Source organism: Micromonospora craterilacus, assembly GCF_003236315.1.
Lineage (GTDB): Bacteria > Actinomycetota > Actinomycetes > Mycobacteriales > Micromonosporaceae > Micromonospora > Micromonospora craterilacus.
The window spans coordinates 1-14,696 of record NZ_POTY01000180.1; the positions used below are offsets into that span (position 1 = coordinate 1).

Genomic DNA, 14,696 nt, shown 5'->3' on the forward strand with positions numbered 1-14,696 from the left:
ATTCCCGACGTCTCGGACCGTCCCCTACGAGACCTAATCAACGCAAAGAAAGAGGATCGACGATGGTCATGCCACGCACCGCCGCCACGCTGCTGAGTCTGACCCTGGCAGCCCTGACCCTCACCGCCTGCGGTGGCGACACCGATGCCGACGGCAGTGCAGCCGCCGGCACCTGCGATCCGGCCGATGTCAAGCTCGTCGGACAGGTCCGCAACGAGTCCAACCCCTACGAGGCCTCGTGGTTGGACGGCGGTGACCTCTTCGCCGCCTCCGTGGGTCTGAAGCAGCAGCGGCTCACCTACGACGGGGAGTCCACGAAGCAGCAGGAGCAGATCCGCCAGATTCTCGCGGGTGGTGACACCACCTGCCTGGTGATGAACGTCCTGCCCAACGGTGACTCGGACACACTGCCGATCGTCCGGGCGGCCGACCAGGCCAAGGCATTCCTCGTGACCCAGTGGAACAAGCCGGCCGAGCTCAAGCCCGCGGACTACGACCGGTGGATCAGCCACCTGACCTACGACGGAGTCGAGTCCGGCCGTCAGATCGCCGACGCGCTCTTCGAGGCCATGGGTGGCTCGGGCGGCGTCATTGCGCTGCAGGGTGTCCTGGACACCGCCGCCGCCAAGGACCGCTTCGCCGGCCTGGAGGCGGCGCTCGGTCAGAACCCCGGCATCAAGCTGCTCGACCAGCAGACCGCGAACTTCTCCCGTGCCGAGGCACTGGCCGTCACCAAGACCCTGCTGACCAAGCACGGTGACGCGATCACCGGCATCTGGGCGGCCAACGACGACATGGCGCTCGGTGCGCTCGAGGCACTGGGCCAGGCGGGTCGCGCCGGCAAGGTCGCCGTCGTCGGCATCGACGCCGTCCCGGACGCCGTCAAGGCGGTCAGCGAGTCGCAGATGACCGCCACAGTCTCCAGCGACGGTCCTTGGCAGGGCGGCATCGGGTTGGCCATCGGATACTGCGTCGCCACGGGCGAGTTGGACATGGCCGACATCACCGACGTGCAGCGCGCGTTCTTTGCCGAGCAGTTCCTCATCACGTCGAAGAACGCCGGTGACTTCCTGGCGCCGAAGACGGACCCGGCCGGCTTCAAGTGCGACAACGTATTCGACCGCGTGGCTGCGCCGCTGAAGTGACGATGGCACCTCTCGTGGACACCCGACCGGCACGCTCACGGCTGCGCCGTGGCGTGTCGGTTCGGGACGCGGGTCCACCGATCGCTCTGCTGGTCATCGTTGTCGTCCTCTCCCTGCTCAGTCCGCAGTTCCGCACGACGGGCAACGCCCTGAACATCCTCGACGCCGCGGCCGTCCTGGCCGTCGTCACCTGCGGGACGACCTTCGTCCTGCTGCTCGGCTCGATCGACCTGTCGGCAGCCGGTGTCATGGGTGCCTCCTCGCTGGTGGTGGCGGTGCTGGTCGAGAACAGCCGCAACAACCTGGACCTGGGCATCCTCGGGATCCTCATCGCCGTTGTGCTGGCCGCCGCGCTCGGCTGCGTCAGCGGTCTGCTCGTGGTCCTGTTGAAGGTGCCGTCGTTCATGACCACCCTCGGCGTCTCGGCGATCGGCCTCGGCATCGCCACCCTGGTGTTCGACGGCGTGCAGCCCGGCGTGGTCGACCCGAGCCTGCGCAGTTGGGCGACGGGCCGGCTGCTCGGACTCACCTATCTCACCTGGATCGCAGTCGTGTGCGTGTTGATCGCCTGGTTCGTTCAGCGCTACACCCGGCTGGGTCGCTATGCCATGGCGATCGGCGGTGCGGAGGAGGTGCTCGCGTTGTCCGGGGTCCGGGTCGGGCCCTACAAGGTCGCCGTCTTCACCATGGCCGGCGCGTTCTACGGGTTGGGAGCCGTCATGGTGACCAGCCAACTCGGCTCGGGCCTGGTGCAGTCCGGTGCCTCCTACACGTTCGCCTCCATCACCGCCGCCGTGGTCGGCGGCACCCTGCTGGTCGGGGGTCGGGGTGGAGTGCTGCACTCCACCGTCGGGGTGCTCCTGCTCACCGTCCTGACCAACGGGCTGGTGCTGATCGGGGTCAGTCCGTACGTCCAGGGTGGAGTGCAGGGTCTCATCGTCGTCGTCGCCGTCGCGGTGGCTGCCGCCCCGCTGCGACACCGGAATCAGGTGGTCAAGTGAGTGCCGAGGGTGTTGTCGCGCAACGCTCCCCGTCCGTCGTCCTCGAGGTCCGGGGCCTGGTCAAGGCGTACCCCGGTGTCACGGCCCTCGACGGGGTGGACCTGGAGGTCCGCCAGAACGAGGTGCTCGGTCTGGCCGGGGAGAACGGCGCGGGGAAATCGACCCTGCTCAAGACGCTCGTCGGTCTGGTCCGCCCGGACGCGGGAGAGATCTACGTGCGCGGCCAGCGGGTCCGGCTACGCAATGTCGTCGATGCCGCCAACCACGGCATCGGGATGGTCTTCCAGGAGCAGTCCCTGGTCCCCAACCTCACCGCCGCCGAGAACATCGTGCTGGGCTGCGAGGGCCCGGCCATCCGACGCGGTGTCTACCGGTGGGCCACCATGCGCGCGCTGGCCCAGGAGCAGTTGGACAAGATCGGCTCCACCATCGACCCACTGGCCCGCACCGACTCCCTGACCTTCGCCGAGCGGCAGATGGTCGAGATCGCCAAGGTGCTGCGCATCGAGCAGCGTACCCACAACTCGCCGGTCATCATCCTGGACGAGCCGACGTCCGTGCTGGAGCCGAGTGAGATCGAGACCCTGTTCGAGCAGGTACGCCGGCTCCGCGAGTTCGCCTCCGTCATCTTCGTCTCCCACCGGTTGGACGAGGTTCTCGACGTCTGCGACCGCGTCTACGTGCTGCGCGGCGGGCAGTCCGTCGGCGAGGTCCGCCCGGCGGACGCCGTCGCCGGCGACCTGCATCGGATGATGATCGGGTCAGAGAGTCACGAGGACCACTATCACGGCAGCGCCGTGACCCGTGACGAGACGCCCAGGGAACGCTTGACCGTGCGGGGTCTGGCGGGCGCGGCCTTCCGCGACGTGGACCTCGACGTGCACGCCGGGGAGATCGTGGCCGTGGTCGGAGTCCACGGTTCCGGGCGCGAGGAGCTGTGCAAGGCGCTCTTCGGTGCGGTGGCGACCACGGCGGGCGAGGTGACCCTCGACGGCGAACGGCTGGATCTGACCGGACCGCGTGCCGCGTGCGCTGCCGGGGTGGGCTACGTGCCGGCCGAACGGAAGGTCGAAGGCATGGTCGGGCCGATGTCCGTCGCCGACAACATGACCCTGGCCAAGCAACGGGTGGGCTGCGCCGGGCCGGTGATCGTGCCGAAGCGGCAGAACGACATCGTCGACAAGTGGATCAGCCGGTTGTCCATCCGTACCCCCGGACGCCGCACTGCCATCCAGCGGTTGTCCGGTGGCAACCAGCAGAAGGTCATCCTGGCGCGCTGGCTGGTCGGCGGTGACGTCCGCCTGCTCCTGCTGGACCACCCCACCCGGGGCCTGGATGTCGGGGCGCGCTCAGAGGTGTACCGGCTGATGCGCGAACTGGCCGGGACCGGTGTGGCCACGCTGTTGCTGGCCGACAGCCTCGAAGAGGCCATCGGCATGGCCGACCGGGTCGTCGTGATGAGCGACGGCCGGATCGTGGCCGAGGTGCCCTGTCCTCCGGACCGCAAACCGAGCCCCCTCGACCTGGTCAAGGAGATGGTGTGAGCGCCCCTGTCACAATCCGCCCGTCGTCGGACGCCGCCGTCGTCAAGGGCGGTCCCACCCGCTCGGAGTCGCTCACGTCGTTGATGCCGGTCTTGGCGCTGGTGAGCCTGGTCATCGCGCTGGCAGCGGCCAAACCCGGCTTCTTGAGCCAGCCGAGCATGACGGCCGTCGTCGACGCCGCGGCACCGCTGGCCGTCCTCGCCGCCGGTGCCACCATCGCCGTCCTCTGTGGCGGGATCGACCTGTCCATCGCCGCCCTGGCATCGCTGTCCTCGGTGTTGCTGGCAATGTGGCTGCCGACGCTCGGCGGGCTCGCCTCGGTGGCCGTGGTCGGGGTAGCGGCGGCGGCGGGCGCGCTCCAGGGCGCCGCGCACGTCTTCCTGCGCATCCCGTCGTTCATCGTCACTCTGGGCGGGATGAGCCTGTTCTCGTCGATCGCCCTGGTGATCTCAGGTGCCGCGCCGGTTCCGGTCATCGACGACGGGCCGATCCGCTGGGGGTTCACCCGAATCTTCGATGTGGTGCCATCGGCCGCGGTCGTGGCGGTCGTGGTCGTCGCCGTGCTGGCCCTGCTCATCAAGGCGACACCCCTGGGCAGTTGGATCACCGCCACCGGTTACTCGGAGCCGGCCGCGAGGCTGGCCGGAATTCCGGTCGACCCGCTCAAGATCGGCGCGTTCTGCGTGTCCGGGGCCTGTGCGGGGCTTGCCGGTGTGCTGCTGGTGGCCCGCACGTTCAGCGGCGGCCCCACGATGGCCGACTCGCTGCTGTTGCCCGCCGTCGCGGCGATCGTCGTCGGCGGCACCGCGATCACCGGCGGCCACGGTGGCCTGTGGCGGACGCTCGTGGGTGCCCTCGTGGTCACCCTGCTGCGGGTGGGTCTCTCCGTCGTGGGCGTGTCGGCGGCGTACGAGTCGATTCTCTACGGCGCTCTCATCGTCGCCGCGGTCGCGCTCACCCTCGACCGGTCAAAGGTGATGGTCGTCAAGTAGCTACCCGCCGACAACACCGCCCTCAGGTCCCCTCAGGCAACGTGAACAGAAAGGCCATCATGCCCAACGACAACTCCACGCTCCTGCCCTCTGTCCGCTCGTTCCTATCCTCCCCCAGGCAGATGCTCATCGACGGCGAGTGGGTGGACGCCAAGGACGGCAGGACCTTCGCGACCGTGAACCCCTCGACCGAGGAAGTCCTCGTCGACGTGGCCCAGGGATCCGCGTTCGACGTCGACCGCGCGGTCGCTGCCGCGCGTGCCGCCTTCGAGGAGCCGTCGCCGTGGTCGCGCATGACGCCGCGCGAGCGCTCCCACCTGCTGTGGCGCATCGGTGACCTGATCGAGGCCCACGCTGACGAGTTCGCCCAACTCGAGGCGCTGGACAACGGCAAACGGGTCACCGCCGCCCGGGACGGGGACGTGGCCGTCGCCGCGGAGCTGTTCCGCTACTTCGCCGGTTGGGCCACCAAGATGGAGGGCACCACCATCCCGATGTCGGTGCCGGGCCGCGCGTTCCACGCCTACACGCGCCGTGAGCCGGTCGGTGTCGTCGCGGCCATCGTGCCGTGGAACTTCCCCCTTCTGATGGCCTGCTTCAAGATCGTCCCCGCGATCACCGCCGGCAACACGGTCGTCCTCAAGCCGGCCGAGCAGACCCCCTTGAGCGCACTCCGCCTGGGCGAACTGCTGCTGGAGGCCGGCCTCCCCGCCGGCGTCGTCAACGTCGTGCCCGGCTACGGCGACACCGGGGCGGCGCTGGTCGAGCACCCGGGAGTGGACAAGGTCGCGTTCACCGGCAGCACCGAGGTCGGCAAGAAGATCGCCGCCGCGGCGTCCGGCAACCTCAAGAAGGTCTCGCTCGAACTCGGCGGGAAGGCGCCCAACATCGTCTTCGCTGACGCCGACCTCGACGCCGCGGTGGCGGGTGCCGTCCTCGGCGGCTACTTCAACGAGGGACAGTGCTGCGTCAACGGGTCGCGACTGTACGTCCAGCGTGCGGTCTTCGAGCAGGTCGTCGAGGGGGTGGCGGCTGCCGCCCGCGCCATCAAGGTCGGTGACGGATTCGACGCGAGCTCGGACATGGGCCCGCTCGTCTCGCAGGAGCAGCACGAGAAGGTGTTGTCCTACATCCGTGGCGCCGTCGACCAGGGCGCCGTGCTCAACGCCGGCAGCGCCGACGCGGCCCGCGAACGCGGCTACTTCGTCACGCCAACCCTGATCACGTCCGTCACCGAGGCGATGGCGGTCCAGACCGACGAGATCTTCGGCCCGGTGGTGACCGCGGTGCCGTTCGACACCGAGGACGAGGTCGTTGCGGCCGCCAACAACACCGTCTACGGCCTGGCGGCGGGAGTCTGGTCCCGCGACCTCGGCACCGCCCACCGCGTCGGAGCACGGCTGAGGGCCGGGACGGTCTGGCTCAACACCTGGCACGCCGATGACGTCACGTTGCCGCGCGGCGGGTTCAAGCAGTCCGGGTGGGGCCGTGAACTCGGGTCGTTCGGCCTGGACGACTACACCGAGCTCAAGACGGTCATCGCCGAACTCCGGTGACGGCCACCGCCACCCAGCCAATTCCCCATTGGAGTACCGCAGTTCACGAATTCACGCCAGCCCGAGACAAGGGGTGTCAGATGAAAGTGCTTCGCAGACCTGTTCGCATGCGTGTGGTCGAACGCCTCCGGCGGTTGTTCACGCGCTTCGTCGTGCTCGTGGTCGCGCTGGGTGTCTCGACGTTCGCGTCGGCCGTACCCGCTGCCGCGGCACCCGCCACGGCGGCGCAGGACGGGATCCTCAAGGTGCTCCTGTTCTACAAGTCCAACTTCCACGCCTCACATGTGCAGGCTCGCGAGGCGGTTCGCAGTCTCGCCAACGAACTCTCGGTCGAGTACGGCCAGCCGGTGGAGATCGAGGAGACGGACAACGCCGCGGCGTTCACCACCGGGAACCTGGCCACCAAGGACGCGGTGGTCTTCGCCCAGACCGGCGGCGTGCTCTTCAACACGGCCCAGCGCGAGGCGCTCGAACAGTACATCCGAGGCGGCGGCGGCTACATGGGCCTGCACTACGCGGGCTGGTCGGTCGGACAGAGCGAGCATGACGTCAACGAGTTCTACGCTCGTCTCGTCGGCGCCGCCTCCGAAGGTCACCCCGAGAATCCCGCCGTCCGCCCCGGTCGGGTGGTCGTACGCGACACCAACCACCCGCTGACCCAGGGGCTGGCCGCCTCCCACACGCGCAGCGACGAGTGGTACGACTGGTTGGTCAATCCCGCGCAGAACGTGCGGACCCTGCTCAGCGTGGACGAGTCCTCCTACTCGCCGGCCGTCGGGCGACAGGGCACCACTCACCCGGTCACCTGGTGCCAGGACATCGACAACGGCCGGTCGTGGTACACCTCGATGGGCCACGAGGGCAGCCACTACAGCGAGTCATACATGCGGACGCAGATGCGTCACGGGCTGGCCTTCGCCACCGGTCTGCTTGCCGCGGACTGCTCGCCACCACGCAAGGACGTGCAGGGCTCCTGGGGCGGCGTCGTCCCGTGGCCGCTGATGCCGATCAACGCGTCCCTGACCGCGGAGGGTCTGGTCCAGAGCTTCGGCAGCGTCGGCGGCTGGGGCACCGACACCACGCCCTACGACTGGACCGGCAACAGCACGGTCACTCAGGGCGGTCAGTTCGAAACAGACGTGTGGGACCCGGACGAGCCGCGGAACCTTGCCAACCTGCACGATCACATCGTCCCGAACAACACCTACACCGACCTGTTCTGTTCGATGCAGGTGCAGAACCCCCACCGCCGTACGGTGATGACGATGGGTGGCGACGACAGCCTCGGCACCAACGACCCGGTGAACGCCGCGATCGGTGTGACCAGCTTCTCGACGAAGACCGGTCTGGTCGACGAGGCGCCGATGCACTACCCGCGCTGGTACCCCACGGCGACCACGATGCCCAACGGCGACATCGCCGTCCAGGGCGGCAGCGTGCGCGGCGTCAGCGGCCCCGGGGTGACCACTCCGGAGCTCTACAGCCCCAACGAGGGCGCCGGTTGGCGTCTGCTCACGGGTGCGCAGAGCTCGGCCGCCTACGGCGACACCGAGAACCGCTGGTGGTACCCACGCGCCTTCGTGGCGCCGGGTAGCGGCAACCTGTTCAACATCAGCGGCACCCAGATGTTCGACCTCGACCCCTACGCCAACGACGGCAAGGGCAAGGTGACCCTTCGCGGCACGGTGCCTTCGGCGATCGCCGACCAGGGCTCCGACCTCGGCCGCCCGGTGGGTGCGACCTCTTCGGCGGTCATGTACCAGCCCGGCAAGATCCTGCAGGTCGGTGGCGGCGGCTGGTCGAACGGGGGCGGTGGCCAGGGTGCGCGCGGTGGGCTCACCATCGACATCACCGACGGTACGGAAAGCCCGGTCGTCAAGGCCACCAAGCCGATGCAGTACCACCGGCACTGGTCGACCGCGACGCTGATGCCCGACGGCAACGTGATCGTCACCGGCGGTGGCGCGGGGAACAACAACAACGACCGCTACGTCACCAACCCGGAGATCTGGGACGCCGCGACCGGTGAGTGGGCCACCGTGGAGGTGCCGTACGAGCACGCCCGGCTCTACCACTCCATCGCCCTGCTGCTCCCCGACGGCCGGGTGATGATCGGTGGCGGTGGCGCCCCGGGCCCGCGCAACTACACCGACGTGGAGTTCTACTCGCCGGCGTACCTGTTCGACGGCGACGAGTTGGCCGTGCGGCCGGAGATCACCGATGCTCCTGCCGAGATCGGCTACAACGGGACGTTCCAGATCACGGCGGACAGCCCCGTCTCCCGGGTGACGTTGGTCCGTAACGGGTCGGTGACGCACGGCTTCAACAACGACCAACGGTTCCAGGAGCTGGAGTTCACCCAGAGCGGCGACTCCCTGACGGTCGCCGCGCCGGACGACGCGACCTACGCGCCGCCGGGTGCCTACATGGTGTTCGTGTTCAACGAGCACGGGACCCCCTCCAAGGCCGCGATGCTCCACGTCGACCCCGAGGTCGAGATGGATCAGCGGACGCCGCACGTGGTGGACCAGTTCGAATACCCGCGGGTGCCCACCTCGTGGCGGTCCGGGACGTTCCCGAACGTGACCGACGTCGCCGCGGGTGACGGCCGGATGGCTCCCTGGAGCGTGGACAACGGCCCCGTGCAGTTGGTCCGTGGTGCCGCCAGCACGAACGGTGGCCTGGGAGTCGTCGGCACTCACCTCGCACTGGGTACGACCGCGAAGATCGAGCGCCAGATCCAGGGCCTGGACCCCGGCCGGGAGTATCGGATCTCCTTGCGCTACGCACGGGACAGTCGCACGCCGGGCAGCGCCGGTGACGCGATCACCGGTTTGTCGATCGGCTCCCTGACGGCGTCGATCAGGGCGGGCACGGACACTCCGTCGCAGAGCAGCCAGGCGGTCACCTTCGGCACGTACGTCGGCACCTTCACCGCGTCGAAGCGCTCCGAGTCCCTGACTCTCGCGAGTACCGGTGGCGCCGGCATGATGGTGGACGACCTCGTCATCATCGGCGTCGATCCGGGCCTGAACGACGTCCCGATCCACTACGAGTTCGAAGAGGGCTCCGGTACGTCGGCGGCCAACACCGGCACCCGCCACTCCGTCGGCGCGGCCAAGCTGCGAGGCGGAGCCGGATGGTCCAAGGACGGCGTGTTCGGTTCCGCGCTGGACCTCCCCGGCACCCAGGGCGACTTCGTCGACCTGCCCGACAACCTGCTCCAAGGCGCCACGGACTTCTCGGTGTCGATGTGGGCCAAGATCGACGAACGGAAGGCCTGGATGCCGCTGTTCCAGGTCGGCAACGGAGCCGGCGGCTCCGGCCTCAGCCAGGGGTACTTCCAGATCCAGTCCGACACCCGGACCAATGGACGCACCGGGCTGGCCGCGACCTTCAAGGAACCGGGGAAGGCGCTGGAGGAGCGGATCCTGTTGGACAGCAATACCGATCTGACCCCGGGTACCTGGTCCCACGTGGCCTTCACCCGCGAAGGTACGGTCGGCACGCTGTATCTCGATGGACAGAAGATCGCGAGTCGCTCCGACCTCACCCTCGGACTGCCGCAGGTCGGTAACCAGACGGACAACTTCCTCGGCAAGAACGGGTATCCCGACGACCCGCTCGCCGGCCAGCTGGACGAGGTCCGCATCTACACCTCAGCGATCAGCGCGGCAGATGTGGCAGCGCTGTACGGCGATGGTGCGGCACTGCGTACCACCACGACGGTCTCCGTCGCGCCGAAGTCGCCGTCGCCGTTCGGTGAGCCGCTGACCGTCTCGACGACGGTCAAGGGTGCGAACGGCGAATCGGCTGCCGGCAGCGTCGAGCTGTGGGTGGCCGGTGCCCGCGTGGGCGCGGCGGTGGACCTGGTCGCCGGGTCCGCGACGTTCCCCAAGCTCACCTTGAACCGCGGTGACCACGAGATCGAGGTCCGGTACCTGCCCGCCGACGGCTGGCGTGCCTCCTCGGCCGTCGTCGCCCATACCGTCGACCGACCGGCGCCGGGCGAAGGCGTGCCCATCCGCTACACCTTCGACGAGGGCTCCGGAAACACGGCCGCGAACACCGGCTACGACACGTCGATCGGCAACGCCCAGCTGCTCGGGTCCACCGGGTTCACGCAGAACGGCAGGTTCAGGAGCGCGGCGAACCTGCCCGGCGGTAGCTCAACCAGCGGCAACCACATCAAGTTGCCGGACAATATCGCACAGGACTTCGACGAGGAGTTCTCGGTGTCGATATGGGCCCACCCACGGTCCCTGCCGAACTGGGTGCCACTGCTGCAGATCGGCGACAGCACGGACACCTTCTTCGTGCTGCAGTCCTCGACCCAGGCCGCCGGGAACACCGGATTCGCGGCCACGTTCAAGGCGCCCGGCACCCCGAGCAGTGCGCAAGAGCGACTGTGGCTGGGCGGGGGCAACGACCTGCCCCTGAACAAGTGGACGCACGTGGTGTTCACCATGAGCGGTTCGACCGGGCGGATCTACTTCGACGGCGAACTGAAGGCCACCCGCACCGACTTCACGGTCGGCATCGGTGACGTCGGGATCAACCGAGCCACCACCGCCAACTTCATCGGTGGTATCAGCTTCCCCGACCAGAGGTTCAACGGCATGGTCGATGAGTTCCAGATGTTCGGCCACGAGTTGTCCCGTGCCGAGATCCAGAAGCTGTTCGAGGGTGAGCCCGAGTTGCCGGTCGAGGTCACCGCGCAGGCGCGGTGCATCGCCGGCAAGGCGTACGTGGCGGTGCAGGCACGCAACGACCACAACGCGGCGGTGGACATCACGCTGGAGTCCGCGTACGGCCAGCGTTCCTTCGCGAACGTCGCGCCGGGCGGGAACGCGTATCAGTCGTTCGCCACGCGGGCGGCGTCGGTCCCGGCTGGTTCGGTGACGGTCCGGGTCACCGCAGTGGTTGACGGCCGGGCGGTGGCGATTGTTCTCACCGCGGGATACGCCGGTCTCAACTGCGCCGCCGATCCCCGTCAAGCCCAGTAACGACAGAAGCTATGGAGCATCGCATGAACACATCGAGACGTAGGCGGCTCCTCGCGGCGGGTGCCGGTGGTGCACTCCTGGCCGGGGCGGTGGCGCTGCCGTCGCCGGCGTTGGCCGAGCCGGGTGACGACGCCCAGGTGCAGGTGACGGTCGACATCGAGGAGATCAAGGAGCCGGGTGTGCTCGCCATGTCGGTCGCGGGTGACTCGGTGGCGTTGTCGGAGGGTGGTTCGACGCTGCTGGTGCGTCAGTTCGTCGGTACGTTGCCGACGGTGACGGTGACCGACACCCGTACGGCGGACGAGGTGCCCGAAGGCGCGGCGTGGGCCGTGTTGGGCAGCGCGACCGACTTCGCCGGTGGTGCCGGTCAGGAACCGATCGGTGCCGGCCATCTGGGATGGAAGCCGCGCCTGATCGACGGTGACGACAACGGTCTGGTTTCCGAAGGAGAGGAGGTGGTAACGGTTCTTGACGAGCCGACGCAGCCGGGTAACAACGTGGGTCTGGTCGACCAGGAGTTGCTGGTCTCGACCTTCGACTCGGGGGCGGTGGCCGGTGGCGAGTACGCGGTCAACGCCGACCTGTTCCTGCGGACTCCGGCTGACGTCGCGGCCGGTGCGTACACCTCGACGTTGACCCTGTCCCTGTTCGAGTAGTAGACCGGTGGGGGGCCGCCGCACGGCGGCCCCCCACCACTCCCCTGCGTCGTCGCCGGATGCCGGCAGGCAACGGACCTGTGGTCGTGCCCAAGCCCGGCGCGGATCCGTGGCCGGCCTGGTCCGACCGCCCGGTGAAAGAACAGATCGCCGAGGGGCGGCCAACCCTCGGCTGACGCACTGACATGCCGCAGGTAGCGGGTGCCCGCGGCCGGGCGCTCCTCCGGGATCGGCGCTGGCTCGATGCTGGCGGCAGCGCGGCTGGACCATCCCGGCGCGCGATGCCGGCGGGTTGATCGCGAACACGGTGGCGGCGATGCTGTGGGCGTGGAGTACGTGTCCAGAGTGCCGCGACCGCCGCTGAACGGGCTGATCGACGACCTCTACTACCTGGAGGGTGCGCCGCCGTATGCCCTGCTGACGCTGCCGCCCGCGCCATCGGCGTTGCTCATCGTCAACCTCGGGGCGCCGTTCCGCATCCGCGCCGGCACCGACATCGAGACGGCCGAGTACGCCGACGGCTGCGTGGTCACCATGCCCACCCGCGCGTGGGAGTTCGGCTACCCACTCCGAACCCGGTCCGTCGGTGTGCACTTCAAGCCGTGGGGGCTGGCGCCGTTCCTGCCGATGCCCGCGGCCGAGCTGTGTGACCGGCCGGTGACGGTAGAGCAGGTTTGGGGTCGGCCCGCCGTTGCTGAGCTGCGAGACCGGCTGGCCACGGCGGACGGACCGCACGAGATGCTGACGCTGCTCGAGGAGGAGCTACTGCGACGGCTGTGCGAGACCGCCGGCCTGGGGCTGGTCCGCCACACCAGCAGTGTCATCGCGGCGACCAGCGGGGTGGTGGCGATCGGCGACCTGAGCGTGGCAGCCGGTGTCAGCAGCACTCATCTGGCACAGCGGTTCAAGGAGCTCATCGGCGTCACGCCGAAACGGCTGGCCCGCACCTACCGCTTCACCGCCACCGTCTTCGCGATCGACCCCGCCGGACCGATCGACTGGGGCGACCTCGCCGGTGGCGCAGGCTACTTCGACCAGGCTCACTTCGGCCACGAGTTCCGGGCGTTCACCGGGCTCACGCCGACCCGGTACGTCGAAGTCCGGCGGCGGTTCCTGCGTGAACATCCCGGCCACGCGATGGACGGTTGGCCGCTGCCGGCCGATTGATTTCTTACAAGAGCGACAGCTCACGACACGCTAATTTTGGGGGCATCCCAATGCAGAGGAGCGCCCCGTGGGCAAGGTGGTCATGTACAGCTCGGTGTCGGTGGACGGATTCGTCGCGGACGAGAATGACCAGCCCGGACCGCTGTTCGACTGGTTGTCCAGCGGTGACGTCCCGTTGGACGAGAGCGGCGAGTTGAAGGTGTCGCAGACGTCCTACGACTACACCCGGCCGTACTGGGACCAGATCGGGGCGACCGTCGTCGGCCGCCACGTCTTCGACATGACGGACGGCTGGGACGGGAAGCCTCCGGGCGGGGTCGACCACGTGGTCGTCGTGACGCACCGGCCGGAGCCCGAGGGCTGGGACACCGAGGCGCCGTTTCACTTCGTCGACGGCGTCGAGGCAGCCGTGGCCAAGGCGCAGGAGCTTGCGGGTGACCGCATCGTCGAGGTCGCTGCTGGCGACGTCGGTGGCCAGGTGCTTGCCGCGGGCCTGGTCGACGAGGTGCGCATGGACGTCGTGCCCGTCGTGTTCGGTTCCGGCAAGCGCTACTTCGGGTCGGTCCACGCGCAGCACCTGTTGGCGGATCCTGACGTGGTGATTCAGGGCAACCGGGTGCTTCACCTGCGCTATCGGGTGCGCCGTTGACCGATCTGAGCGGGTACGCGAAGAAGTCCACTGCGAACGGTGACCACGATCGGGCCTCCGGCTGCGTTTGCGCATCGTCGTCCCCGGTCGGGCAGCCGACGCCGATCCGCCCAGCACCTCACCGGGCCGGCGCAGGATCGGGCACGCGGTCATGCCGCCGATCGGGCATCACGTTCGGTGGCGACCTCGGCGGTGCTTGACGCACGACCTGAGAAGCGGATGCTTTCTCCGTACTCTGTAGCGACGTCAGTGTCTGTCTCTGAATCGAGGAGACCTGGCGGGCGCCAGTCGCACGCGCCGGGCTGTGGGTGATCGTCCTGACGCCAGGGTGTGCGGTGAGCACGCAGGGTGGCCTCTTCCTGGGAGTACTGGGACCAGGCTGTCGGCGGACGGGATACCTACCGTGGTCGACATGGCGAATTCGAGACCAGGGGCTCTGTTCAGCGCGGCGTGCGGCGTGCTGTTGCTCGCGGGTTGTTCCGCCGAGGCAGGCAGCGGTGGTGCCGCTTCCGACGGCGCGGCGCCGCACGGCGGTCCGGCGTCCACGCCTTCGGCGACTGCCGCACCGACTGCGACGGCACCGGCGGGGGCCGGTGACGTGTCGCCGCACCCGTACGTCGGGATGTGGGTGACGGCCGACGGCCACATCCGGCAGATGCTGCTGGCGAACGGCCGGTACGACGAGGCCCGTGGCGAGCGGGAGAGCGCCTACACGGGTTCCTACCAGGTCGTCGGGACCCGGATCGAGTACGTCGACGACACCGGATTCAGCGCGGACGGCACCTTCGACGGGGACGTGCTGCACCACGCGGGATACCTCTTCTACCGCGAGGGCAGCGACGCGCATCGGCAAGCTAGTGGGCTGTCCATGAACGTTCACCGGGTCGGTGACACGCCGGGCGGCGTCCACGCGGACCAGGCGGTAGGGGCTCACCCTCGACGGCGGTGATGTTGGCTGCCGAGAGTGGGGTGGGCGGGTT

Annotated in this window: 10 protein-coding genes; all 10 read left to right on the forward strand. The window is 68.8% G+C overall.

The genetic code is table 11. The features are described 5' to 3' along the window. Nucleotides 1–1,145 (forward strand): sugar ABC transporter substrate-binding protein (locus C1I95_RS23910; protein WP_199523879.1); only part of this gene is annotated, 1,145 nt, incomplete at its 5' end. 2 nt (nucleotides 1,146–1,147) lie between these two features. Continuing rightward, nucleotides 1,148–2,146 (forward strand): ABC transporter permease, encoded by a 999-nt coding sequence (locus C1I95_RS23915; protein ID WP_199523880.1) that lies wholly within the window; start codon nucleotides 1,148–1,150, stop codon nucleotides 2,144–2,146. After that, the gene (locus C1I95_RS23920; RefSeq protein WP_111216859.1) at nucleotides 2,143–3,690 is read left to right on the forward strand and encodes a sugar ABC transporter ATP-binding protein; all 1,548 of its coding nucleotides are present in this window, start codon (nucleotides 2,143–2,145) and stop codon (nucleotides 3,688–3,690) included. Before C1I95_RS23915 ends, C1I95_RS23920 begins: the two co-directional genes overlap by 4 nt. Then, nucleotides 3,687–4,682: an ABC transporter permease gene (locus C1I95_RS23925; RefSeq protein WP_111216861.1), complete on the forward strand. Its 996-nt coding sequence runs from the start codon at nucleotides 3,687–3,689 to the stop codon at nucleotides 4,680–4,682. The genes C1I95_RS23920 and C1I95_RS23925 overlap by 4 nt, the downstream gene beginning before the upstream one ends. Before the next feature lie 41 nt (nucleotides 4,683–4,723). Further along, the gene (locus tag C1I95_RS23930) at nucleotides 4,724–6,238 is read left to right on the forward strand and encodes an aldehyde dehydrogenase family protein (protein ID WP_325048856.1); all 1,515 of its coding nucleotides are present in this window, start codon (nucleotides 4,724–4,726) and stop codon (nucleotides 6,236–6,238) included. A 107-nt stretch (nucleotides 6,239–6,345) separates the two neighbouring features. Then, entirely contained in the window at nucleotides 6,346–11,244 is a 4,899-nt protein-coding gene (locus C1I95_RS23935) for a LamG-like jellyroll fold domain-containing protein (RefSeq protein ID WP_199523881.1), read from the forward strand. Between the two features lie 23 nt (nucleotides 11,245–11,267). After that, nucleotides 11,268–11,900 (forward strand): hypothetical protein, encoded by a 633-nt coding sequence (locus tag C1I95_RS23940; RefSeq protein WP_111216866.1) that lies wholly within the window; start codon nucleotides 11,268–11,270, stop codon nucleotides 11,898–11,900. Nucleotides 11,901–12,227: 327 nt separating this feature from the next. Beyond that, nucleotides 12,228–13,067 (forward strand): helix-turn-helix domain-containing protein, encoded by an 840-nt coding sequence (locus C1I95_RS23945; protein ID WP_233513844.1) that lies wholly within the window; start codon nucleotides 12,228–12,230, stop codon nucleotides 13,065–13,067. Nucleotides 13,068–13,134: 67 nt separating this feature from the next. Further along, complete coding sequence (locus tag C1I95_RS23950; RefSeq protein WP_111216869.1) at nucleotides 13,135–13,716, forward strand: dihydrofolate reductase family protein; 582 nt, start codon at nucleotides 13,135–13,137, stop codon at nucleotides 13,714–13,716. A gap of 412 nt (nucleotides 13,717–14,128) precedes the next feature. Continuing rightward, nucleotides 14,129–14,665 carry an Atu4866 domain-containing protein gene (locus C1I95_RS23955; protein WP_111216872.1) on the forward strand — a complete coding sequence of 179 codons (537 nt, stop codon included), beginning with the start codon at nucleotides 14,129–14,131 and terminating at the stop codon, nucleotides 14,663–14,665. Nucleotides 14,666–14,696: the final 31 nt, after the last annotated feature.

Coding starts and splice junctions, on each gene's coding strand:
- C1I95_RS23940 (WP_111216866.1), top strand. CDS start 11,268: ATGAACACATCGAGACGTAGGCGGCTCCTCGCGGCGGGTGCCGGTGGT.
- C1I95_RS23915 (WP_199523880.1), top strand. CDS start 1,148: ATGGCACCTCTCGTGGACACCCGACCGGCACGCTCACGGCTGCGCCGT.
- C1I95_RS23935 (WP_199523881.1), top strand. CDS start 6,346: ATGCGTGTGGTCGAACGCCTCCGGCGGTTGTTCACGCGCTTCGTCGTG.
- C1I95_RS23955 (WP_111216872.1), top strand. CDS start 14,129: ATGGCGAATTCGAGACCAGGGGCTCTGTTCAGCGCGGCGTGCGGCGTG.